The organism is Rhodococcus rhodochrous (assembly GCF_900187265.1).
Classification (GTDB): domain Bacteria; phylum Actinomycetota; class Actinomycetes; order Mycobacteriales; family Mycobacteriaceae; genus Rhodococcus; species Rhodococcus rhodochrous.
This window is the reverse complement of sequence record NZ_LT906450.1, coordinates 1,955,893-1,978,373: the sequence shown is the minus strand read 5'-3', so window position 1 is coordinate 1,978,373 and position 22,481 is coordinate 1,955,893. Positions and strand designations below refer to the sequence as shown.

Genomic DNA, 22,481 nt, shown 5'->3' with positions numbered 1-22,481 from the left:
CGGGCAGGCAGTATGGAGGACGAGACGCCGCGTCCCGCGGTGTGCACAACCTGTGCCACCGGGGTACCCCGGCCCTGCCGGGGTTCCGTGGGAACGACGGCTCGAACCGCTGTACGCATCTGGGAGGTAGACGATGGGACGGGTCACGACACGTCGACCGGTACTGCGCATCACTGCGGACAGGGCGACGCGACGTCCCGACACCCTCGCCGTCGAGGAACCACTCGAGATCAGGGTCGGCGGTGAGTCGCTCACCATCACGATGCGCACCCCCGGGCACGACGTCGACCTCGTCCACGGCTTCCTGCTGGCCGAAGGGATGATCGGCAGTCGCGAGGACATCGCCGCCGTCCGCTACTGCGACGGCGTGGACGAGAGCGGCGCCAACACCTACAACGTCCTCGACGTCGCCCTCGCCCCCGGCGTCACCGTCCCCGAAGGGACGGGGCGACGCGCGTTCACGACGACCTCCGCGTGCGGGGTGTGCGGGAAGAACTCGCTCGACGAGGTGCGCACGCGCACCCGCTATCCGTTGAAGGATGCCGGCACCACCTCGATCGGCACGCACACCCTCACCGAACTGCCCGACACCCTGCGTCGGCACCAGCAGGTCTTCGAGTCGACCGGCGGTCTGCACGCGGCCGCACTGTTCACCCCCGACGGGGCGCTGCTGGCCCTGCGCGAGGACGTCGGCCGGCACAACGCCGTCGACAAGGTGATCGGCTGGGCCCTGACCGACAACCGGGTTCCGCTCTCGCACAGCGTGCTCATGGTGAGCGGACGCGCCTCGTTCGAACTCGTGCAGAAGGCGGTCATGGCCGGGATCCCCGTGCTCGCGGCGGTCTCGGCGCCGTCGTCGCTGGCCGTCGATCTCGCCGCGGAGTCCGACCTCACCCTCGTGGGCTTCCTCCGCGGCGACACGATGAACATCTACACCGTCCCCGAACGCATCAAGACCGACTGATCGACGGCATCAATCGCACGTGCCGTCCTGCGCCTCGCCCGCGCGTACTCCGTCGACGAACGCCCGCACGTCGCCGAAGGACTCCTCGAGTACCGCGCGGTGGTCGGCCCCCTCGTACACTCGATAGGTCAGGTCGGCTCCGTTGTCGCACAGTGCAGCGGTCACCTCGTCGGTGACCGGACGCAGTACCAGCGCGTCGTCGCTTCCCTGCACGACGAGCGTCGGCACCGCCAGGGTGAGCGGTTCGACCTCCTGGCCGGCGTAGTACTCGCGGAGCGACTCGAGGTCCGCATCCGGGGCGAACACCTGATCCACCGGTACCGTGCTCGCCACCTCGCGGATGTCGTCCATGCACCCGGTGCGCGCGGCGTCGAGCAAGGGGCGCGAGGCGTCGGTGAGCATCGCGTCGGCATCGATGCTCGGGTCCGCCGCCTGCGCTCCGAGCAGCAGCACCGGCAGGAACCCGAGCGCCGGACCGATCGCGGGGCCGGCGGTCGCGTAGTACTCGGCCGTTTCACTCGTGCGGCTGCCGGGGGCGAAGGCGACCGCACCCTGCAGTTCGAGTTCGGGGGCGCGGTCCTCGCCACGTGCCGCCGCATACAGCGCGGCGTGCCCGCCCTGACTGTGCCCCATCGCGATCCACCGGGTGCCGACACCCGGGTCGAGTTGCCGCGCGGCACGCACGATGTCGACGACACTGTCGGCTGCGCTGTCTCCGTTCATGTAGGGATGTCCGCCCGGTGTGCCGAGGCCCTCGTAGTCGGTCTGGACCACGGCGTAGCCGTCGGCGACCCACCGGTCGAGCATGGCGGTGGTCCTGCCGACGTAGGAATGGGCCGGACCGCCGGGGGTGTCGGCGGAGGGTGCGCAGGCGTCACCGACCCCGGTGGTGCCGTGTGCCCAGCTGATCACGGGCCAGCCCCCGTCGGGGGCCTCACCGTCGGGGATCGCGACGGTGCCCGACACGAGCGTGGGGCGCCGGTCGGCCCCCTCGGACAGATAGGTGATCAGATGCGTGCGCGATGCGCTGGGAATCGCCGCCGCACCGGTGAGGGTACGTTCGGTGACGAGAGAGCCCGGCCCGCCGGAAGTCTCCTCGGTGTCGTCACCGGAGTCCGCGCAGGATGTGATACCGAGCATCGCCGTTGCGGTGAGTGCTGCCACCAGGCGCCGGGAAGTACGAGAGAGCATGAATCCTCCGTTGGGATTTCAGTCCACGTTCGGCGCCCACTGCACGCCGTTGATGTGGCTACCGCCGTCGACGAACAGCGTGTTGCCTGTGAGATAGCGGGAGTCGTCGCTCGCGAGAAAGGCTGCGACCGTGCCGATGTCCTCGAGCGGGTCACCGATACGGCCCATCGGGTTCGCTGCGGCCTGCGTCGCTGCCATCTGCGGGTCCGCCTCCGCGACCCGCTGATATGCCGCGCTCTGCGCGCCGGGACAGATCACGTTGCAGCACAACTGCTTCGGTGCCCATTCCCGAGCCGCAGTGCGCGTCATGCTGCGCAGTGCCTCTTTCGCAGCGTTGTACGACACCGAGTACATGTGCGCATTGACGCCGTTGAGACTGCACATGTTGATGACCCGACCGGTGCCGTGTCGGGCCAGTTCCGGGTACGCACGTTGCATCGCCCAGAAGGCGGCCATCACGGCCATGTCGAAACCCGACTGCATGCTCTCCTCGGGCATGTTCTCCAGCCGCGCGAAACCCAATGAACGCCAAGCGTTGTTGACCAGGATGTCGAGACGCCCGAATTCGCGCACCGCGGCATCCACCATGGCGTGCACCTGTTCGCGGTCGGTGACATCCGTCGGTACGAAATGCGCGGCCACGCCCCAACTGTCGGTGATCCACCGCGCGGTATCGGCTCCTGCCTGCTCATCCACCTCGGCGACGACGACGCTCGCCCCCTCACGGGCCAGCGCGCCGGCAACGCCGCGGCCGATTCCCATCCCGGCGCCGGTGACGATTGCCACCCGCCCGTCCAATTTCCCCATGCCGTTCCTTTCCGATACGACGGCGTGTGCGGTGCAGGCCGTCAGCGCGGACGGGGAACCGTCCTGTCGATGAACAGCGCCTCGACGGACACGCACACCGTGCCGTCCGCGGTCCTGATCTCGCCGACCGTGTTGATCTTGCGACCGTCCTGCTCGATCAGACGACCGGTGATCGTCAGCGGCTCGAACAGCGGGGTCGGCCGGTGGTACCGCACGTTGAGCTGTGCGGTGGCGCCGCTGCGCCCGGCCCAGGCGTTCGCCACACCCAGCGTGTGGTCGAGCAGCAGGGCGGACACTCCGCCGTGCACGTGCCCGGGCGGCCCCTGGTACGGGAAGGTCAGTTCGACGACGCCTTCCACCGATCCGTCCTCGCGACCGGCGAGCACCAGCGGCGGAGCGAGCGCGTTCTCCGGCCCGGTGACCGGATCGTGCCGGGTGACGCCCTCCCCGTGCCACATGTCGACCAAGCGCTCCTGCACTTCGGGAGCGTGTTCCTCGAGGTGCTCGGCGATATTGTCGAGTTCTTCGGCGACCCGCTCGAGGTTCGCGTTGCCTCGGTCGGTGCGCAGCAACGCGTCCACCACGCGCCGCGCGGCGGCGGTGGCGCGGTCGACGGCGGTGTCCTGCGGTGCCGAGGTCAGAACCGTGCCGTCGGGCGCGTGTCCGACGACGGGGTGGGTGTCCGGGTCGACTCTCATCGAATCTCCATCGTGGCGTGGGTGAGCACCGGTTGCCCGTCGCGCTCGGGACAGGTGGCGAGCAGGGTGAGGGTGTCGTCGTCGCGCCAGACTGCCGTCTCGATCGTCTCCCCGGGGTACAGCGTGCCGGCGAAGCGGACCGAGAACGACCGGACCCGGGTCGGGTCTCCGTCGAGCACACCGTCGACGACGGCCTTGCACACGACACCGTACGAGGCGAGTCCGTGCAGGATCGGCCGATCGAAGCCGGCCGCCTTCGCGAACCCGGGGTCGGCGTGCAGCGGGTTCATGTCTGCGCTGAGCCGGTACACCAGTGCCTGTTGCGTGCTCGTAGGTGACACCAGGGTCTTGTCGGCGTCCCGTTCCGGCACTGCGTTCGACACATCGGGCCCGGCGTCTCCGCCGAAGCCGCCCTCACCGCGCGCCCAGATCTGCATCGCACTGGTCCACAACGGGTTTCCGTCGGCGTCCACTGCGGACTGCTCGAGCACGATCACCGCGGCCTTGCCCTTGTCCCATACGTCGGCGATACGCGACGAGATGGTCGCGGAGCCGGAGACCGGGATCGGGGCGTGCACGGTGACGGACTGACCACCGTGCAGGATTCTGCGCAGGTCGATGTCGATTCCCGGCAAGCTCAGTCCGGCCGGTGTCACCGCACCGGCAGAGACGCCCTGACCGGCGACCATCGCGAAGGTCGGCAGGACCCGCAGGTCCTTCTCGTACACCCACCGCAGTTCGGCGGGATCGAGCGAGTCGACGCCCGCGCCCAGACCGAGGTGGTAGAGGATCACATCGCGTTCGGTCCACGAGGCGTCGCGGACGGTGGGCGCAGCGGAGAGCGCGACATCGGTATCGATGGGCATGGGCGTCACTTTCCGGGTTCGGGATCGCGGGGCAGGCCGAGAAGCCGCTCACCGATGATGTTCAGCTGGACGTTGGTCGTCCCACCGGCGATGGACATGCACTGCACGTTGAGGAACATGTGGGTCGCCGAAGTTCGGTCCTGGTCGTCGAGCAACGACGCAGTACCGGCCCAGTCCATCGCGGTCTCCCAGACCTGCTGGAGGTGCTCGACGCCGAGGAGCTTGGCGACGGAGGACTCGGCACCCGGCTGTGCGCCGGCCAGGGACCGTAGAGCGGTACGCAGACCCATGAGGCCACCGGACGCGGCATCGCCGAGAACCTTGCCGAGGACGGTGAGTTGTTCGTCGTCCGGCCCACCGGGCATACCGTTCGCGAGCGCTATGAGAGTCTCGCAGCCGGCACCGAAAGTCGAATCGTGCGAGAGGGAGACGCGTTCGTTCGCGAGGGTGGTACGGGCGAGCTTCCATCCGTCCCCGGGCTCGCCGACGAGGCACTCGTCGGGCACGAACACGCCGTCGAGGAACACCTCGTTGAACAGGGCTTCGCCGGTGATCTCTCGCAGCGGCCGGATGTCGAGACCCTCGGTGTTCCTGATGTCGATCAGGAAGTAGGACAGGCCTTTGTGTTTGGGCGCTTCCGCGTCGGTGCGGGCGAGGCAGATGCCCCAATCCGCGACCCGTGCCATCGACGTCCACACCTTCTGCCCGTCGAGCCTCCATCCGCCGTCCACCTTGACGGCCTTGGTGGACAGGCCCGCGAGGTCGGATCCGGCGCCGGGTTCGGAGAAGAGCTGACACCACACGAGATCCCCGCGCAGCGACTGCGGGACGAATCGCTCGATCTGCTCGGTACTGCCGTGCGCGATGAGGGTCGGCACCACCCAGTTGCCGATGATCATGTCGTGCGGTTCGAGTTCGGCGGCGCGCAGTTCCTCGGCGACGACGAGTTGCGTGACGGCGTCGGCGGCCTTGCCCCACGGTTCGGGCAGATGGGGAGCGGTGTAACCCTTCTCCGCCAGATACGCCTTCCGCGCTGCGTTCTCCAGCGACTTCGCCGGCTCGAGTTCGGCACGGACGTCGGCGCGGATCCGTTCCGCCTCGGGCGGCAGATCGACGCTCAGCACGCGGCGGGCACCGCCGAGCGTGAGGTGGGCGACCCGGCGCCGCCAGGACGCCGTGGAGCCGAGCAGGATTCGGAGCGACTGGGCGCGGCGCATGTACAGGTGGGCGTCGTGCTCCCAGGTGTAGCCGATACCGCCGAGCACCTGGATGCAGTTCTTGGTGACCTGGAAGGCGGCCTCGGGGGCGATGGACGCGGCGACCGCCACGGCCAGCGACGCCTCGTCGTCCGGCACGTCCTCGCGCCGCGCTCGCGCGGCGTCCCAGGCCACGACCCGCGCCTGTTCGGTGAGGCAGAGCATCCGGGCGACGGTGTGCTTGACACCCTGGAACTGTCCGATGACGCGGCCGAACTGCTTGCGGACCCGCGCATAGTCCGCGGCGGTGGTGGTCGCCCAGTCCGCGAGACCGGCGGCTTCGGCGGCGAACAAGGTCGCGGCGATATCGACGATCCGATGCGGGTCCGACCTCAGCACGTCCCCGTCGGACAAGGTCAGGGCGCTCGCGGTGATCTCGGCGTTGCGGCGGATCACGTCGTAGCTGGGCAGGTTCGTGACCTCGACCCGGTCACGGGTCACGACGACGAAGACCCGCTCACCACCGTCGTCGGCCGCGAGCAGGAACACATCCGCGACCTGGCCGCCGAGGGCGACACCGGAGGTTCCCGAGAGCGTGACGGAATCGCCGTCGCGCTCCACGCGCAGGTCCCCCGGCTGCAGGGCAACCGCACCGAACAGCAAACCGTCCGCGAGCCCGTCGAGTTCGCTGCGACGGCCGGCCTCGTCGAGGACCGCGGACACGATCACGGTCGGAAGGAACGGGCCGGGCACCATGGCCCGTCCGAGTTCCTCTGCGACGATTGCTGTTTCGAGCAGACCGAAACCGGCGCCTCCGACCTCTTCGGGCAGGTGCAATCCCAGCATGCCGAGTTCGGCGAACGAGCTCCAGTACGTCGGGCGGGCTTCCGTCTTCGCTTCGACGGCCGTGCGGATCACGTCGGGTGTGGCGTGTCGTGCCGCCCAGCCGCGCACGGAGTCGCGGAGTTCGCGGTCCTCGTCGCTCAATCCCAGAGTCATGATGGGTCCTTTGGGTAGAAGGTGTCCGGCGTCAGATGCGCTCGATGATGGTGGCGGTGGCCAGCGCGCCACCCGCACACATCGTGACCAGTGCAGTCGAACGGTCCGAGCGTTCGAGTTCGTGCAGGGCACTGGTGATCAGTCGCGAACCGGTGGAACCGACGGGATGACCGAGCGCGATGGCACCGCCGTTGACGTTGACCTTGCTCATGTCCGCCTCGTGGACCTGCGCCCAGGACAGCACGACGGAGGCGAAGGCTTCGTTGATCTCGACGATGTCGATGTCGGACAACGACATTCCGGTGCGCTCGAGCACGGCTCGGGTCGCGTCGATGGGTCCGTCGAGGTGGTAGTACGGGTCCGAACCGACGAGCGTCGACGCGAGGATACGGGCACGTGGCCGCAGACCGGCCTCGCGCGCCTTGGCCTCACTCATCAGCAGTACGGCGGCCGCGCCGTCGCTGACCTGGGAGGAGTTTCCGGCGGTGTGGATTCCGTTCTCGATGACCGGCCGGAGGCCGGCGAGTCCTTCCGCGGTGGTTTCGCGGAGACCTCCGTCACGCGTCACGGTCGCGATCTCACCGGTGGGCTCGCCCTCCTTGGTCACCACCGGCGCCTGTACCGGGACGATCTCGCGATCGAACCGGCCTTCGGCCCACGCGGCCGCGGCGCGCCGCTGCGACTGGAGCCCCAAGGCGTCGACGTCGTCACGCTTGATGCCGCGCTTGTGGGCGATCCGTTCGGCGGAGGTGAACTGGTCACCCATGTCGATCGACCAGTCGTCCGGATAGGGGTTGCCGGTGCCCGGTGCGTTGGCCTGACCGAGGAACACCCGGCTCATCACCTCGACGCCGCATCCGATTCCCGCGTCGATCTGTCCGGAGGCGATCAGTCCGGCCACCATGTGGACCGCCTGCTGCGACGAACTGCATGCGCAGTCGATGGTCGTCGCGGCGGTCGTGTACGGGAGACCTGCGTGGAGCCAGGCCTGGCGGGTCACGTTGTTGGACTGCTCCCCCGCTTGGGTGACGGCGCCCCCGACGAGCTGACCGACCTGGTCGGCAGGCAGCCCGGTGCGGTCGAGAACGGCCTTCTGGGCGGCACCGAGCAACACCGCGGGGTGGACCCCGGCCAGCTGTCCGCGGCGACGACCGATCGGTGTCCGCGCGGCCTCCACGATGACGACATTGCTCATGCCTACTCCCAGCTCTCGAAGATATTGAAATTTATTCTAGTGACGGTGACCGCAGTTTCCTGCACGGTCCCACCGAGCGGGACGGGCCTTGCGGAATGCGGTCTTCGGGAATTGCCCGTCAGCGCGTACCGGCGGGCAGATCGACCAGCAGAAGGTCGCACGCGACGCGCAGATCGGACTCGACCTCGGGGATCGATATCCGCCCGTTGAGCGCGGACTGGACGAGACCGAACCACAGCGCCACGACCAACCGCACGACGGTCGCGTCCCGCACCGTGGGTTCCGCGATACCCGCGGCGGCCAGGAGCAGTCTGTCGAAGTGCTGGTCGATCTTCGCCACGTCGGGAATGGTGGCGGCGTTCGACGACGCGGCGGATTGGATCATCGCGTTCGCCAGCAACGGAGTGCGCACGAGCGCCCGGGTGGCCTGCAGCAACGCGTCGTATACGACGTCGGCAGGCGACGAGGACGACTGCGATCGCCTGGAGAGGTGGATTCCCATCCGATCGATCTGATCCACCATGACCGCGACGAACAGATGGGTCTTGGACGGAAAGTAGCGGTAGAGGGTCCCGATGGCGACACCGGCGAGTTCGGCGACCTCCTGCATCCGGACGCGCTCGAGATCCTTCATCGCGCCCAGGTGCGCAGCAGCATCGATGATCCTGCCGTATCGCGCATGCTGTTCCGCCGAACTCGGTTCTGCGGCGTCCCGGGCCTCCGCAAGTCTGGGCATGCTCGGTTCCTCCCCTTCACGACCGGTGGCGCATCGACCACTGCCGGCGACGAACGTTCCAGGTGGGCACGTCTCGTATCCCGCCTGATCCCGGCCAGTGGGACCTGTCCCGTGGGTGGACCGACCACCACCCGAGACTAGAATGAATACTAATTCCGGCGCGGTGCACTGACGAACCGCCGCAATCGAACAGGAGACGTTCCATGGGTGAATCCGTAAGTCTGGCCGGGCGCGCGGCGGTCGTGACCGGCGCCGGGGCCGGCCTGGGCCGCGCCGAAGCCCTCGCCCTCGCCGAGGCAGGTGCCGCCGTCGTCGTCAACGACATGGGCGACGCGGCGCACGAGGTGGCAGAGGAAATCGTCGCGTCGGGAGGCCAGGCCATCGCCGTTACCGGCGACGTGTCCGACTGGGCTCTCGGCGGACGCCTCGTCGAGGAATCCGTCAAGTCGTTCGGGTCCTTCGACATCCTCGTCAACAACGCGGGCATCATCCGCGACAAGATGATCTTCAACCTCACCGAGTCCGACTGGGACGACGTGATCCGGGTCCATCTCAAGGGCCACGCCGCCACCTCCCACGCGGCGGCGGTGCACTGGCGTCAGGCGAGCAAGGCTGCGGGTGGACCGGTCTACGGCCGCGTCGTCAACACCTCGTCGGAGGCCTTCCTCTTCGGTTCCGCCGGACAGCCGAACTATTCCGCCGCGAAGGCAGGCATCACGGCACTGACACTGTCCACGGCGCAGGGCCTGGCGCGCTACGGCGTCACCGCGAATGCGATCTGCCCCCGTGCACGCACCGCGATGACCGCGGAGGCCTTCGGCGAGGCCGGCGCCACGACCGGACTCGATCCCCTGGCGCCGGAGCGCGTGGCCACCCTCGTGCGTTACCTCGCCTCACCGGCGTCCTCGGAGATCACCGGACAGGTGTTCGTGGTGTACGGCAAGATGGTCGCGCTCATGGCAGCGCCGACCGTCGAGAACCGCTTCGACGCAGCCGGTTCGGCATTCACGGTCGAGGAACTCGACGAGCAGCTCTCGTCGTACTTCACCGGCCGCGGCCCGTACGAGACCTACGCCGCCTACAGCATCGCGGAACTCGAGAAGGTCGCGCTGGCCGTCGACTGATCGCTTGACACCACACCCACGAAGGGAGCACGCCATGAGGCTTGCAGACAAGGTCGCGATCGTCACCGGTGGCGCCGGAGGAATCGGGCGCGGCATCGTCAGAGCATTCGTGGACGAGGGTGCCCGCGTCCTGTTCGTCGACATCGACCGGCCCGCGGGTGAAGCCCTCGAAGCCGAGGTCGGCGAAGCCGGGAAATTCCTGTACGCGGACATCTCCGACGAGTCGAGCGCCGAGACGATCGTCGCGTCCGCCGTCGAGCATTTCGGAAAGCTCGACGTGCTCGTCAACAACGCGCACGCGTCCCGGCAGGCGCCACTGCTCGAGACCACTCAGGAGATGCTCGACCTGTCGTTCGGCACGGGCTTCTACCCGACGTTCCGGTTGATGAAGGCAGCACACCCCCAACTCGCCGCGAACAAGGGGTCCGTGATCAACTTCGCGTCCGGGGCAGGGATCGACGGGAGCGCCACGCAGAGTTCGTATGCCGCTGCCAAGGAAGCGATCAGGGCGATCAGCCGGGTCGCGGCGAACGAATGGGCCGCGGAGGACATCAATGTCAACGTCATCTCGCCTCTGGCACTGACCGAGGGCGTCGAGGCGTACATCGCGGCCAACCCCGGCGTCGAGGAGGCGCTACTGGCGAAGACCCCGATGCACCGGTTCGGCGACCCACAGGCCGATATCGGCCGTGTTGCGGTCTTCCTGGCCAGTGAGGATGCGTCCTACATGACGGGCCAGACACTCATGGTCGACGGCGGGACCATCAAACTACGCTGATTCAGCAAGGGCCGGATTCGACCGGAACGACGACGAGCGCCTCGGCACTTTCGTGCCGAGGCGCTCGTGCATGCCTGGAGGTTCTCCGGATCAGGCGCTCTTGTCGCGACGCTCCCGATCGGCCTTGCGCGGAACGATCGTCGGAAGGACGTTGTCGTTGACGGTCTCGGCGGTGACCACGACCTTCGCGACGTCGTCGCGGCTGGGGATGTCGTACATCACCGGAAGCAGCACTTCCTCCATGATGGCGCGGAGCCCGCGGGCGCCGGTGCCACGGAGGATCGCCTGGTCGGCGACCGCTTCGAGTCCGTCCTGGGAGAACTCGAGTTCGACGCCGTCCATCTCGAACAGGCGCACGTACTGCTTGACCAGAGCGTTCTTCGGCTCCGACAGGATCTGGACGAGGGATTCCTTGTCGAGATTGGTCACCGACGCGAGGATCGGCAGACGACCGATGAACTCGGGGATCAGACCGAACTTGATGAGGTCCTCGGGCATGACGTCGGCGAAGTGGTCGGTGGTGTCGATCTCGGCCTTGGACCGCACCTCGGCGCCGAATCCGATGCCGCGCTTGCCGACGCGGTCGGAGACGATCTTCTCGAGGCCGGCGAACGCGCCCGCCACGATGAACAGCACGTTCGTGGTGTCGATCTGGATGAATTCCTGGTGCGGATGCTTGCGGCCACCCTGCGGCGGGACGGATGCCTGGGTGCCTTCGAGGATCTTCAGCAGCGCCTGCTGCACGCCCTCGCCCGACACGTCGCGAGTGATCGACGGGTTCTCGCTCTTGCGGGCGATCTTGTCGACCTCGTCGATGTAGATGATGCCGGTCTCGGCGCGCTTGACGTCGTAGTCGGCGGCCTGGATGAGCTTGAGGAGGATGTTCTCGACGTCCTCACCCACGTAGCCGGCCTCCGTCAGTGCGGTGGCGTCGGCGATGGCGAAGGGCACGTTGAGCATCTTCGCGAGCGTCTGCGCGAGGTAGGTCTTGCCACAACCGGTGGGGCCGAGAAGCAGGATGTTGGACTTCGCGAGTTCGACCGTCTCACCGCGGGAGTCGCGGCCCTTGTCGCCGGCCTGGATGCGCTTGTAATGGTTGTAGACCGCCACGGCCAGCGTGCGCTTGGCGGCGTCCTGGCCGATCACGTAGTTGTCGAGGAAGTCGCGGATCTCGGCCGGCTTGGGCAGCTCGTCGAGCTTGACCTCGCTGGTCTCGGCCAGCTCCTCCTCGATGATCTCGTTGCAGAGATCGATGCACTCGTCGCAGATGTAGACACCGGGGCCCGCAATGAGCTTCTTGACCTGCTTCTGGCTCTTTCCGCAGAAGGAGCACTTGAGCAGATCTCCGCCGTCACCGATACGTGCCATCAGTCAGGTCCCTACTTCCTCGTGTGCGTGCAACCGGTCCCGCAACCACCACACGGGGCGGTCCCGGGGAGCGGGCCCTTTGATCGACCGTACCCGGATGTCGGCGCGCAGGTCGACCGGTTCTGCGCGTTTCCGGTCATATTTGTACAGCACAACATGTGTCGACGATCACAGTCCCGGCGTCGGCGGCTCCGGAAGACACCGTGTCTCCCGGAACCGCCTGCGACGTTCTACTTCTGGGCCGAGAGCTTCCGGTACTCGAGAACCCGGTCGATCAGACCGTATTCGACGGCCTGCTCCGCCGTGAGGATCTTGTCCCGATCGGTGTCCTTGCGGATCTGCTCGGGATCCTTGCCGGTGTGCTTCGAGAGCGTGTTCTCCATGAGGGTACGCATGCGCTCGATCTCGGCGGCCTGGATCTCGAGGTCGGAGACCTGACCCTGGATGCCACCCGTCGCGGGCTGGTGGATGAGCACGCGGGCGTTGGGCAGCGCCAGACGCTTGCCGGGGGTGCCGGCGGCGAGCAGGACGGCCGCGGCGGACGCTGCCTGACCGAGGCACACCGTGGTGATGTCGGCGCGGACGTACTGCATGGTGTCGTAGATCGCCATGAGCGAGGTGAACGAACCACCGGGCGAGTTGATGTACATGGTGATGTCGCGGTCGGGATCGAGCGACTCGAGCACCAGCAGCTGAGCCATCACGTCGTTGGCGGACGCGTCGTCGACCTGGACGCCGAGGAAGATGATGCGCTCTTCGAACAGCTTGTTGTACGGGTTGGATTCCTTGACGCCGTAGCTCGAGTGCTCGATGAACGACGGGAGGATGTAGCGGTTCGCGGGCGAGGCAGGAGCGGCGCCGCCGAGCTGGCGCGGATCGAACATGTTGGTCATCGCTTCTCCAAGAATTCGGTGGGGTAAGGGCAGATCGGGCCGGGACCTAGTTGGCGGTGCCGCCGGCCTGCTGCGCCCGGGAGACGACGTGGTCGACGAAGCCGTATTCGAGCGCCTGCTGCGCCGTGAACCAGCGGTCGCGGTCGGAGTCCTTGGTGATCTGCTCCACCGACTGGCCCGTGTGCTCCGCGATGAGCTCGGCCATCTCGCGCTTGGTGTGTGCGAACTGCTCCGCCATGATCGCGATGTCGCTCGCCGTACCACCGATGCCTGCGGACGGCTGGTGCATCATGATCCGCGCGTGCGGGAGCGCGTAACGCTTGCCCTTGGTGCCGGCGGAGAGCAGGAACTGACCCATCGAGGCGGCGAGGCCCATCGCGAAGGTCGCGACATCGCACTCGACGAACTTCATCGTGTCGTAGATCGCCATACCGGCGGTGACCGAACCGCCCGGCGAGTTGATGTACAGGGAGATGTCGCGGGTGGGGTCCTCGGCCGACAGCAGAAGGATCTGCGCGCACAGCTTGTTCGCGATGTCGTCGTCGACCTGGGTGCCCAGGAAGATGATGCGCTCGCGGAGCAGGCGTTCGTACACCGAGTCGCTGAGGTTCAGCCCAGCGGTGGCCGAGGTCATCGCGGGACCGATGGATGTCGCCGGATTCTGAGGAGTCACGGGTACCTGCCTTCTCGTCGATCGTGGGTTGCTGACACTGACACTAACGAAACGGGGCGGCACCGGATGCCCGGTGCCGCCCCTCTTCGCTGAAAGCGGAAATTCGTGCCCCTGGGGTTTCGAATCTCCGTGGGTCGTCCGACTACTCGGAGGCCGAGTCCTCGGTGGTCTCCGCCTCGGCGTTCTCGCCCTCGGCGTCGTCGTCCTTCTTGGTGCCGAACAGCTCGGCGGTGTCGACGGTCGCACCCGTGGTGTCGGTCACGTTGGCGCGATCGACGACGGTGCCGAGTGCCTTGCCGCGGCGGACGTCGGCGAAGACGGCACCGAGCTGGTTGGCCTGGCTGATCTGCTGGATGAACTGCTCCGGCGGGATGCCGTAGCGCTGCGCCTGGAAGAAGATGCGCTCGGTCAGCTCCTGCTGCTCGACCGTGGTGTTCTCCGCCTCGGCGATCGCATCGAGGAGCAGCTGGGTCTTCACCGAACGCTCGGCGGACTCGCGTGCTTCCTTGTCGAACTCCTCGCGGCTCGTACCCTGGGCCTCGAGCAGCTCGTTCAGCTTGGTCTCGTCGTGATCGAGCTCGTGGATCGCGTCGTGCAGCGCGCTGTCGACCTCGGCCTGGACGGCGGCCTCGGGGACCGGGATCTCGACGGTCTCGAGGAGAACCTCGAGGACCTTGTCGCGGATCTGGCCGGCCTGCTCGACCTGCTTGACGCGCTGGACGCGCTCGCGGAGGTCGGCCTCGAGCTCGCCGATGGTGTCGAACTCGCTCGCGAGCTGCGCGAACTCGTCGTCGGCCTCGGGCAGCTCACGCTGCTTGACGGTGTTGACCTTGACGGTGACGACGGCTTCCTTACCGGCGTACTCGCCGGCGACCAGCGTGGAGGTGAACTCCTTCGACTCGCCGGCGGACAGGCCGATGATCGCCTCGTCGAGTCCGTCGATGAGCTGGCCGGAGCCGACCTCGTGCGACAGGCCCTCGGTGGCGGCCTCGGGAACCTCGTTGCCGTCGACCGTCGCGGACAGGTCGATGGAGACGAAGTCGCCGTCCTGCACCGGACGCTCGACGCCCGTCAGGGTGCCGAAGCGCTGACGCAGCGACAGCAGCTGCTCGGCGATGTCCTCGTCGGTGATCTCGACGGGATCGACGGTGACGGCGATCTCGGAGAAATCGGGGAGGGTGATCTCGGGACGGACGTCGACCTCGGCGGTGAACGCCAGCTCGACGTTGTCCTCGAGCTTGGTGACGTCGATCTCGGGCTGGCTGATGACCTTGACGTCGTTCGCGGTCACGGCCTCGCTGTAGCGGCTCTGGATGGCCTCGTTGATGACCTGGTCCAGAACGGCGCCGCGGCCGACGCGAGCCTCGAGGATCTTGCGAGGAGCCTTACCGGGGCGGAAGCCCGGGATGCGGACCTGGCCGGCGAGGGCCTTGAAAGCGCGGTCGAAATCAGGCTGGAGCTCCTCGAAGGGCACCTCAACATTGATACGGACTCGCGTCGGGCTCAGCTGCTCGACGGTGCTCTTCACGGACATGCTCCTTCTGTCGTGCTCTCTTGTCGGTCGTTCGTGTCACTACTGAGCGCGCTGACGCTGTTCGATCTGGTCGGGATGACAGGATTCGAACCTGCGACCCTCCGCTCCCAAAGCGGATGCGCTACCAAGCTGCGCCACATCCCGGTCGTGAAGGCACCGCATCCGACCGCGGGACCCATCGCAGAATCCTACGGCCCCCCGATTATGAAATCCAAAGCGAGGTCCGGTACAGTCTCATCTCGCAAGCCGCAGCACCGGTCGACACCGGCGCCGCAGCCGCAACGGGGATGTAGCTCAATGGTAGAGCCCCAGTCTTCCAAACTGGCTACGCGGGTTCGATTCCCGTCATCCCCTCCACGGAGGAAGCCCGCCGGGTGCGCACAGCACCGGCGGGCTTCGTCGTTCCGGAGCGTCGCCCGACGTCCGGTTTCCGGCAGGTGACATGCACATTTCTGGACACATCGTCCCGAGGGGTGTCATCATGCCGTCGAGGTTGAGAAGCAGCCCCGCCACAGGTCGTCCGAATGCGACCTCGGCTGCAGTCCACTCCGGTTCGACTCGCATCGGCCTCGGCCCTCGGCCCTTCTCGTCCGGCCCCGTCTCGGCCCGACCCGCCCACCCGCATTCCGACGACCGCACGTACCACCGCGTCGCCCATCCCCGTCGTGTCCCTCGAGCGGACGCGACCGCGAACCGGTGGGGCGTCGTCGGATGACACCGCAGGGGGTGTCGAGGGACCGGCCTCGCCCCACCTCCGGCCGGAGTCGGGAACGACTCCGGCCGGTCCCCTGTCCCCCACCGAACGCCGTTCTCCGGTGTGAAATCCGAGTATCGTCGTCTCACCCCCGTAGGTCAGCGGTCGGTCGAGAAAGCGCCGGCGTCTCGGACGGCGCCGGCTGTACCGACGGCGCCTCGCTATGCAGGGAGGCAACGATGCCTCGGTGGCACAGACCGAATCCCGAATCGCCTGCGGCCGCCGCGGGCGCCGGACACGGCCTCCCGACATCCGCTCCGACCGTCGGCGTCGAGGAGGAGTTCTTCCTCGTCGACCCCACCTCCGAACGGCTCACCGCGAGCAACGACCTCGTCGTGGCCGCCGCTGCCCGACTCGGACTCGACATGGACTACGAACTCAAACGCACCCAGGTCGAGGTGAACACGCCGGTCTGCCACAACTCGACCGAACTGCGCGCGCGTGTCGTCGAAGGCCGGACCATCGCAGCCGCGGCCGCGCGGGAGGCGCACGTGGGTCTGCTCGCCTCGGGTGTCTCGCCCACGCACCAACAGCTCGCGTCCGTGACGGATGTGCCGCGCTACCGGACGATGGCCGGGCGGTACGGACGTCTCGTCGAGGAGCAGGAGGTCTGCGGCTGCCACGTCCATGTCGGTGTCGCGGACCACGAGACCGCCGTTCTGGTGTGCAACCACGTCAGGGTGTGGTTGCCCACCCTGCTGGCCGCGACGGCCAACTCGCCCCTCCATCGGGGCCGCGACACCGGGTACGCCAGTTGGCGGGCGATCATGGCCTCCCGGTGGCCGTGCGCGGGCCCTCCCCCACGGTTCACGTCGGCGGAGCACTACGACGCGATCGTCGCCATGATGATCGACAGCGGCAATATCCTCGATCCGGGCATGGTCTATTGGGACGTGCGTCCCTCGGCGCGTCTGCCCACCGTCGAGGTGCGGGTGAGCGACGTCCCGGCGACGGTCGACGAAACGGTTCTCCTGGCGATGCTCGTCCGCGCGCTCGTCGCTACCGCCGAACGGGAGGTCCGGGAGGGCATCGCTGCTCCCCCGGTCGCCGACGAGATCGTCCACGCCGCCTATCTGTGTGCCGCGCGCGAGGGGTCGACCGGACGTGCCGTCGACGTGTTCACCGGGCGGCCCACCACCGCGCAGCAGTCCTTCCGCGCGTTCCTCCGGTACCTCGGCCCACAACTCGAGGAGACCGGCGACCGCCGGTGCGCGGTGGCGATGTGGGAGGCGATCCTCGCCCGCGGCACCGGGGCGATGCTGCAGCGACGCGCGTTCGCCCGCCGTCACGCCGTCGCCGACGTCGTCGGTGCCCTGCGCCGGGCGTTCGTCGACGGACCGCAGACTCCTCCCCTGTCCGGCGGCGCCCACCCCGCCCCGGACGTCCCTGCGCTCTGATCCCGCGACCTGCCGTTTGGAGGTCCTTTCCTCGGGTATTCGCGACCACACGAGCCACGACGAGGGAGCACGTATGCGCGCGATGGTCTATCGCGGCCCGTATCGGGTCCGCGTCGAAGAGAAGGACATTCCCCGGATCGAGCATCCCAACGACGCCATCGTGCGCGTCGAGTTGGCGGCGATCTGCGGTTCCGACCTGCACCTCTACCACGGGATGATGCCCGACACCCGCGTCGGTACGACCTTCGGCCACGAGTTCGTCGGGGTGGTCCACGAGGTCGGTCCGTCGGTGCAGAGCCTGAAACCCGGCGACCGGGTCATGGTCCCGTTCAACGTCTTCTGCGGGTCGTGCTTCTTCTGCGCGCGCGGCCTCTACTCCAACTGCCACAACGTCAACCCCAACGCCACTGCGGTAGGCGGCATCTACGGCTACTCGCACACCTGCGGCGGCTACGACGGCGGCCAGGCCGAGTTCGTGCGGGTGCCGTTCGCCGACGTCGGCCCCACGATCGTGCCCGACTGGATGGACGGCGAGGACGCCCTGATGCTCACCGACGCCCTCGCGACCGGCTACTTCGGTGCACAGCTGGGTGACATCGTCGAGGGCGACACGGTCGTGGTCTTCGGCGCCGGACCGGTGGGCCTGTACGCGGCGAAGTCCGCCTGGTTCATGGGCGCCGGCCGGGTGATCGTGATCGACCATCTCGAGTACCGGCTGGAGAAGGCCCGCACCTTCGCGCACGCCGAGACCTACAACTTCGCGGAGTACGACGACATCATCGTCCACCTGAAGAAGATCACCGGTCATCTCGGGGCGGACGTCGCCATCGACGCCGTCGGCGCGGAGGCCGACGGGAACTTCCTGCAACACGTCACGGCCGCGAAGCTGAAGATGCAGGGGGGCTCGCCGGTCGCGCTGAACTGGGCCATCGACGGTGTCCGCAAGGGCGGCACCATCTCGGTGATGGGCGCCTACGGCCCGATCTTCAGTGCCGTGAAGTTCGGCGACGCACTCAACAAGGGCCTGACGCTGCGGATGAACCAGTGCCCCGTCAAACGCCAGTGGCCGCGACTGTTCGAACACGTCCGCAACGGCTACCTGAAACCGAACGACATCGTCACGCACCGCGTCCCGCTCGAACACATCGCGGAGGCCTACCACATGTTCTCGTCGAAGCTCGACGGGTGCATCAAGCCGATCATCGTCGCCGATGGGAGCTGAGGAGGACCACCATGGCCTACACGGCAGACAAGCCCGAACCGCCCGAGACCCCCGACCAGCTGCGGGCCCGCATCCCCGGGTGGGGAGTCGATCTGGATCCGCGCGACCGTCCGTCGGTGCCGAAGGAACGCTTCGCGCCCGAGGCGACCGGTGCGCACTGGGACTTCCCCGAACGCCAGCCGGGACACGAGACCCGCGAACGTTCGATCGAGCACGCCTTCGTCACGCCGGTCTTCGGCACCACGGCGCCGCTGAAGGGACTGTCCGGTGTCGTGCGCAGGCACGCCTACCGTCGGTACAGCGAGGGTCGCGCCGCGCACTGGTTGCTCCTGATCGGCGCCGACCGTATCGACGTCGCCGAGAGCCGGGTGCGGGCGCTGCTTCAGGGCCGTCCCGACAATCCGGTGACCGAGAGCGGCCTCCGGGCGGAGATCACCGCGCACGGTGGGGCGTCGCGACGTCGGAGTTCGCGTGCCGACGTCAATCACCAGTGGCTCGATCCGCTCGTCTCCGGTGCACCGTGGATCGCCGCGGCGGGTCTGGGCGCGGTGGCCGTCGGACGTTGGAGAGGGCGACCGCGGAGGTGAGGACCGGCACGTGGGGACATCCCGAATCCAGCAACGACGTGTCACCTTTTCGACTCGATAGTGCAAAACGAGAGTCAAGCGCGGGTGTGGGTCGTTCACGATATGAGACCGTCCCTGTTGTGAAGGACACCTCCGACGACCTCGCCCGGGACTGCTCCCCCGGCTCCTCGGTCGTCGCCGCCGTCCTTCTCGACGCCACCCCCGACTGGGATCGGGTCGCGGCGGTGCTCGCGCCGGGCAACCACGAATCGCCCAGCTTCCGGCACCGCGTGGTGGAACTGCCGTTCGGTCTCGACCCGCCGCGCCGCACCGGGCATCCGGACTCGGATCCGCCCTGGCATCTCGAGCGGGTCGAGCTACCCGCCCCGGCGAGCTTCGAGGAGGTACTCACCTACGCCCGGACCGCACCCGACCCCGCCGGTCTCCGGCACCCACGCTGGGAACTGACCCTGCTCGACGGCCTCGACGGCGGCCAGTCGGCACTGGTGATCCGCCTGCGCTATCTCGACTCCGTGCCGGCTCCCGGGCAGTCCGATTCCATGTTGTCGTGGGCGAAATCGGTATCCGAGCAGAGCGCCGAGTCGTTCCGCACCGCCGCGCACGTGTTCACCTCGCTGGGCACCGGACTGATCAACGCCCTGCTCGGACGTACCGGCGACCGCGAGGAACCCGCACCCCGCGCCCCGCGACTGCACGTGCTCGACGCGGATCTCGGCGCCCTGCGTCACGCCTGTGAACGCGCGGGCTGTCGCGTGACAAGCGGGTTCTCCGCTGCGATGCTCCTCGCGTGCAGCGAGTACCGACGGCGACACGGTCGCTCGATCGACGGCCTGCGCGTCGTCGTCCCCGGACCGGACGGCGGGGCGGTGCCCATGGCACCCGAGGATGCGGCCGACCTCCAGGCGATGGACCCGGTCGATCTGATGCGGCGCATCGACATCTCGTTCCCATCCTCCGCCGGGGCACAGGCCGACATCGCCGTCGGTCCGCGGGACGTGGTGGTGTCCACGCTCCCCGGTTCCCACGCGCCGCTCTACGTCGGCGGCGCGAAGATCGAGCGGTACTACGGCTTCGGCGCGGCCGACTGCGCGATGATGACCGCGTCGGCAATGTCCTACCGCGACACCTGCTGCATGGGCCTGGCGGTGGACCCCACGGTCGTCCCCAACCGCGATTCGTTCGATTCGTGCCTGCACGAAGGGATGCGCGCCGTCCTCGGGGAGTGACTCCCCGCGTCGGTACGCTGGAGGACAGGACCCTCCCCCACCGGAAGGATCGGGCCGTGGAACTTCTGCTCATCCTCGCCGCCGTCGGTGCCGTGGTGTACTTCGTCTCCCGCTCCCAGAAGAGCACCACCCGTCACCGCACCGTCAACCTCGACGACGCCAAGGCCGACGCACGGCAGGCGATCGAGCGTCTCGGCGGCCAGATCTACAACCTGACCGGCACCGACGACGCCTCGCGTCAGGCGCTGGCGGACGCCTCCGAGCGCTTCACCGCCGCCGGCTCCCAGATCGAGCAGGCGAACTCGCCGATGCAGGCGCGTCTCGCGAAACAGACCGCGCTCGAAGGTCTGTACTACATCCGCGCCGCGCGCCTGGCGATGGGCATGGACCCGGGGCCGGAGATCCCGACGCTCGACGGGCAGAAGTCCGCCGGCGAGGTCACCGAGAAGCGCACCGTCGATTTCGAGGGCCGCACCATCGCCGCGTCGCCGTCACCGTCCTCCGCGACGCCGAACTACTACCCCGGTGGCCGCGTCGCGGGCCGGCCCGTCCCTGCGGGCTGGTATTCGGAGCCGTGGTGGAAGCCCGCGCTGGTGGCGGGCGCGTGGGGCGTCGGCTCGATGCTGCTCTTCTCGACGATGTTCGCCGGGATGGCCGGTGTCCCCTACGACGCGCAGGCATTCGAATCCGGTGTCGGTGATCCGTCGGCGGAGACAGGTACGGGCGACGACTTCGGCGGGGGCGACGAGTACGGCGGGGGCGACGAGTACGGAGGCGGTGACGACTTCGGTGGCGGCGACTTCGGTGGCGGAGACGGCGGCGGATTCGATTTCGGGGGCTTCGATTTCTGATCCGGGTCTTCCGAGTCGGGTCTTGTGAGTCGGGTCAGCTGGGCTGACAGACCGGGCACCAGAACAGGTTTCGCGCCTGCATGACCGAGTGCAGAACGGGAGTCCCGCAGATCCGGCAGGGTTCGCCGGCACGGCGATAGACGTACGTCCGGGGCCTGTTCTTGGCGTAGGCCGGTGAGCCGTGGTCGTGTTCGGGTCGCACGACGTGCATGCGCCCGTGCTCCACACCGACGTTCATCAGTTCGACGAGGTCGACCCAGATCGCGTCGAATTCGCTGCGGGACAGCTTGTTTCCCGGACGTTCGGGGTGGATGCCGTGACGGAAGAGCACTTCGGCCCGGTACACGTTGCCGACCCCGGCGATCACCGCCTGGTTCATGAGCAGCGCCCCGATCGCGGTGCGTGATCTGCCGATGCGACGCCACGCCCGCTCGGGATCGGCGTCGGGACGTAGTGGGTCGGGACCCAGTCGGGCCTCGATCGCCTCGACCTCGCCGGGGGTGAGCACCTCGCACGCCGCCGGACCTCGCAGGTCGCTGCCGTGGCGCGCGCCGATCATCCGCATCCGTACCTGTCCGACCGGTTCGCCGAGCGGCAACGCGCGGTCGGTGAACTCACCGTAGATACCGAGATGCACGTGGACGGCGAGACCGCCCTCGTAGTGGTGGAAGAGATGCTTGCCCCACGCGTCCGCGTGGGTCAGGACGCGCCCGTTCACGGCGGCGGCACCGTCGGCGAACCGCCCCTGCGGACTGGACACCCGCACCGGCGCACCCGAGTACCACTCGTGGTGCAGCCGGGCGAGCCGGTGCAGGATGTGTCCTTCGGGCACGGATCAGGCAGGCGCGCCGGGAACTGCCGGGGCCTCGCCGGTCTTCTCGTACTCGGCGAGGATGTCGATGCGGCGCTGGTGACGCTCCTCGTTCGACCACTCGGTCGACAGGAAGGCGTCGACGATCGCGAGGGTCTCCTCGAGGCTGTGCATGCGGCCACCGATGCCGATGAGCTGCGCGTTGTTGTGCTCGCGCGCGAGCTTGGCGGTGTCGACGCTCCAGGCGAGGGCGCAGCGCGCACCCGGCACCTTGTTGGCGGCGATCTGCTCGCCGTTGCCGCTGCCACCGAGCACGATGCCGAGGCTGCCCTTGTCGGCGACGGTGCGCCGCGCGGCCTCGATGCAGAAGGCCGGGTAGTCGTCGAGGGCGTCGTACTCGAACGCACCGCAGTCGATCGGCTCGTGGCCGTTCTTCTTCAGGTGCTCGATGATCTCATTCTTCCGTTCGAAGCCCGCGTGGTCGGCTCCCAGGTAAACGCGCATGGGCCGAGTCTAACGAGGCCCGTTCGCTTCCCCGCACGCGCCGTTCGCCGTGCGAGGGGGCGAGTCGGAGCACACCCCGCCGGAGGCGGGTCAGAGCACACCCCGCC

At 68.1% G+C, this 22,481-nt stretch carries 21 protein-coding genes and 2 tRNA genes; 9 read left to right on the top strand and 14 right to left on the bottom strand.

Annotation, left to right across the window (positions count from 1 at the left end; translation table 11 throughout):
• The first annotated feature begins 133 nt into the window (after positions 1 to 133).
• Positions 134 to 964 carry a formate dehydrogenase accessory sulfurtransferase FdhD gene (gene fdhD, locus CKW34_RS09020; protein ID WP_016691878.1) on the top strand — a complete coding sequence of 277 codons (831 nt, stop codon included), beginning with the start codon at positions 134 to 136 and terminating at the stop codon, positions 962 to 964.
• A gap of 9 nt (positions 965 to 973) precedes the next feature.
• Here the strand turns inward: fdhD and CKW34_RS09015 are convergent, their stop codons facing one another.
• From CKW34_RS09015 to CKW34_RS08985, 7 genes are all read right to left on the bottom strand, one after another.
• Positions 974 to 2,155 (bottom strand): alpha/beta hydrolase family protein, encoded by a 1,182-nt coding sequence (locus CKW34_RS09015; protein ID WP_059383895.1) that lies wholly within the window; start codon positions 2,153 to 2,155, stop codon positions 974 to 976.
• An 18-nt stretch (positions 2,156 to 2,173) separates the two neighbouring features.
• On the bottom strand, positions 2,174 to 2,962 hold the full coding sequence (locus CKW34_RS09010; RefSeq protein ID WP_059383896.1) for an SDR family NAD(P)-dependent oxidoreductase: 789 nt from the start codon (positions 2,960 to 2,962) through the stop codon (positions 2,174 to 2,176).
• A 41-nt stretch (positions 2,963 to 3,003) separates the two neighbouring features.
• A complete protein-coding gene (locus CKW34_RS09005) occupies positions 3,004 to 3,660 on the bottom strand; it encodes a PaaI family thioesterase (protein WP_059383897.1) in 657 nt (218 codons plus the stop codon).
• The gene (locus CKW34_RS09000) at positions 3,657 to 4,526 is read right to left on the bottom strand and encodes a MaoC/PaaZ C-terminal domain-containing protein (protein ID WP_059383898.1); all 870 of its coding nucleotides are present in this window, start codon (positions 4,524 to 4,526) and stop codon (positions 3,657 to 3,659) included. The genes CKW34_RS09005 and CKW34_RS09000 overlap by 4 nt, the downstream gene beginning before the upstream one ends.
• Before the next feature lie 5 nt (positions 4,527 to 4,531).
• On the bottom strand, positions 4,532 to 6,721 hold the full coding sequence (locus CKW34_RS08995) for an acyl-CoA dehydrogenase (protein WP_059383899.1): 2,190 nt from the start codon (positions 6,719 to 6,721) through the stop codon (positions 4,532 to 4,534).
• A gap of 31 nt (positions 6,722 to 6,752) precedes the next feature.
• Entirely contained in the window at positions 6,753 to 7,916 is a 1,164-nt protein-coding gene (locus CKW34_RS08990; RefSeq protein WP_059383900.1) for a steroid 3-ketoacyl-CoA thiolase, read from the bottom strand.
• 118 nt (positions 7,917 to 8,034) lie between these two features.
• Positions 8,035 to 8,652 carry a TetR family transcriptional regulator gene (locus tag CKW34_RS08985; protein WP_059383901.1) on the bottom strand — a complete coding sequence of 206 codons (618 nt, stop codon included), beginning with the start codon at positions 8,650 to 8,652 and terminating at the stop codon, positions 8,035 to 8,037.
• Between the two features lie 203 nt (positions 8,653 to 8,855).
• Between CKW34_RS08985 and CKW34_RS08980 the strand changes: the two genes are divergently transcribed.
• Together CKW34_RS08980 and CKW34_RS08975 are read left to right on the top strand one after the other, a co-directional pair.
• Positions 8,856 to 9,776, top strand: coding sequence for a 3-oxoacyl-ACP reductase (locus tag CKW34_RS08980; protein WP_016691870.1), 921 nt, complete (start codon positions 8,856 to 8,858; stop codon positions 9,774 to 9,776).
• 34 nt (positions 9,777 to 9,810) lie between these two features.
• Positions 9,811 to 10,554 (top strand): SDR family NAD(P)-dependent oxidoreductase, encoded by a 744-nt coding sequence (locus CKW34_RS08975; RefSeq protein WP_059383902.1) that lies wholly within the window; start codon positions 9,811 to 9,813, stop codon positions 10,552 to 10,554.
• A gap of 90 nt (positions 10,555 to 10,644) precedes the next feature.
• Here the strand turns inward: CKW34_RS08975 and clpX are convergent, their stop codons facing one another.
• The 5 genes from clpX to CKW34_RS08950 all read right to left on the bottom strand — a co-directional run bounded on the left by clpX (position 10,645) and on the right by CKW34_RS08950 (position 15,166).
• Positions 10,645 to 11,922: an ATP-dependent Clp protease ATP-binding subunit ClpX gene (clpX, locus tag CKW34_RS08970; RefSeq protein WP_016691868.1), complete on the bottom strand. Its 1,278-nt coding sequence runs from the start codon at positions 11,920 to 11,922 to the stop codon at positions 10,645 to 10,647.
• Between the two features lie 230 nt (positions 11,923 to 12,152).
• Positions 12,153 to 12,815: an ATP-dependent Clp protease proteolytic subunit gene (locus tag CKW34_RS08965; protein WP_059383903.1), complete on the bottom strand. Its 663-nt coding sequence runs from the start codon at positions 12,813 to 12,815 to the stop codon at positions 12,153 to 12,155.
• A 46-nt stretch (positions 12,816 to 12,861) separates the two neighbouring features.
• A complete protein-coding gene (locus CKW34_RS08960) occupies positions 12,862 to 13,449 on the bottom strand; it encodes an ATP-dependent Clp protease proteolytic subunit (protein WP_006551141.1) in 588 nt (195 codons plus the stop codon).
• Positions 13,450 to 13,630: 181 nt separating this feature from the next.
• Positions 13,631 to 15,016, bottom strand: coding sequence for a trigger factor (gene tig, locus CKW34_RS08955; protein WP_346772527.1), 1,386 nt, complete (start codon positions 15,014 to 15,016; stop codon positions 13,631 to 13,633).
• A 73-nt stretch (positions 15,017 to 15,089) separates the two neighbouring features.
• A tRNA-Pro gene (locus CKW34_RS08950) sits at positions 15,090 to 15,166 on the bottom strand.
• A 139-nt stretch (positions 15,167 to 15,305) separates the two neighbouring features.
• On the opposite strand from CKW34_RS08950, the gene CKW34_RS08945 reads away from it, so the two are divergent.
• The 6 genes from CKW34_RS08945 (at position 15,306) to CKW34_RS24465 (ending at position 21,059) form a co-directional block, all read left to right on the top strand.
• Positions 15,306 to 15,379 (top strand) — tRNA-Gly (locus CKW34_RS08945).
• 576 nt (positions 15,380 to 15,955) lie between these two features.
• Positions 15,956 to 17,173: a carboxylate-amine ligase gene (locus CKW34_RS08940; protein WP_059383905.1), complete on the top strand. Its 1,218-nt coding sequence runs from the start codon at positions 15,956 to 15,958 to the stop codon at positions 17,171 to 17,173.
• A gap of 73 nt (positions 17,174 to 17,246) precedes the next feature.
• A complete protein-coding gene (locus CKW34_RS08935) occupies positions 17,247 to 18,395 on the top strand; it encodes a zinc-dependent alcohol dehydrogenase (protein WP_059383906.1) in 1,149 nt (382 codons plus the stop codon).
• 11 nt (positions 18,396 to 18,406) lie between these two features.
• A complete protein-coding gene (locus CKW34_RS08930; protein WP_059383907.1) occupies positions 18,407 to 18,982 on the top strand; it encodes a hypothetical protein in 576 nt (191 codons plus the stop codon).
• A gap of 119 nt (positions 18,983 to 19,101) precedes the next feature.
• Entirely contained in the window at positions 19,102 to 20,208 is a 1,107-nt protein-coding gene (locus CKW34_RS08925) for a wax ester/triacylglycerol synthase domain-containing protein (protein ID WP_059383908.1), read from the top strand.
• A 56-nt stretch (positions 20,209 to 20,264) separates the two neighbouring features.
• Complete coding sequence (locus tag CKW34_RS24465) at positions 20,265 to 21,059, top strand: hypothetical protein (RefSeq protein WP_059383987.1); 795 nt, start codon at positions 20,265 to 20,267, stop codon at positions 21,057 to 21,059.
• A gap of 34 nt (positions 21,060 to 21,093) precedes the next feature.
• Here CKW34_RS24465 and CKW34_RS08915 read toward each other — a convergent pair whose 3' ends face one another.
• A complete protein-coding gene (locus CKW34_RS08915) occupies positions 21,094 to 21,891 on the bottom strand; it encodes an Fpg/Nei family DNA glycosylase (RefSeq protein WP_059383909.1) in 798 nt (265 codons plus the stop codon).
• 3 nt (positions 21,892 to 21,894) lie between these two features.
• Positions 21,895 to 22,374 (bottom strand): ribose-5-phosphate isomerase, encoded by a 480-nt coding sequence (locus tag CKW34_RS08910; protein ID WP_016691858.1) that lies wholly within the window; start codon positions 22,372 to 22,374, stop codon positions 21,895 to 21,897.
• Positions 22,375 to 22,481 lie beyond the last annotated feature (107 nt).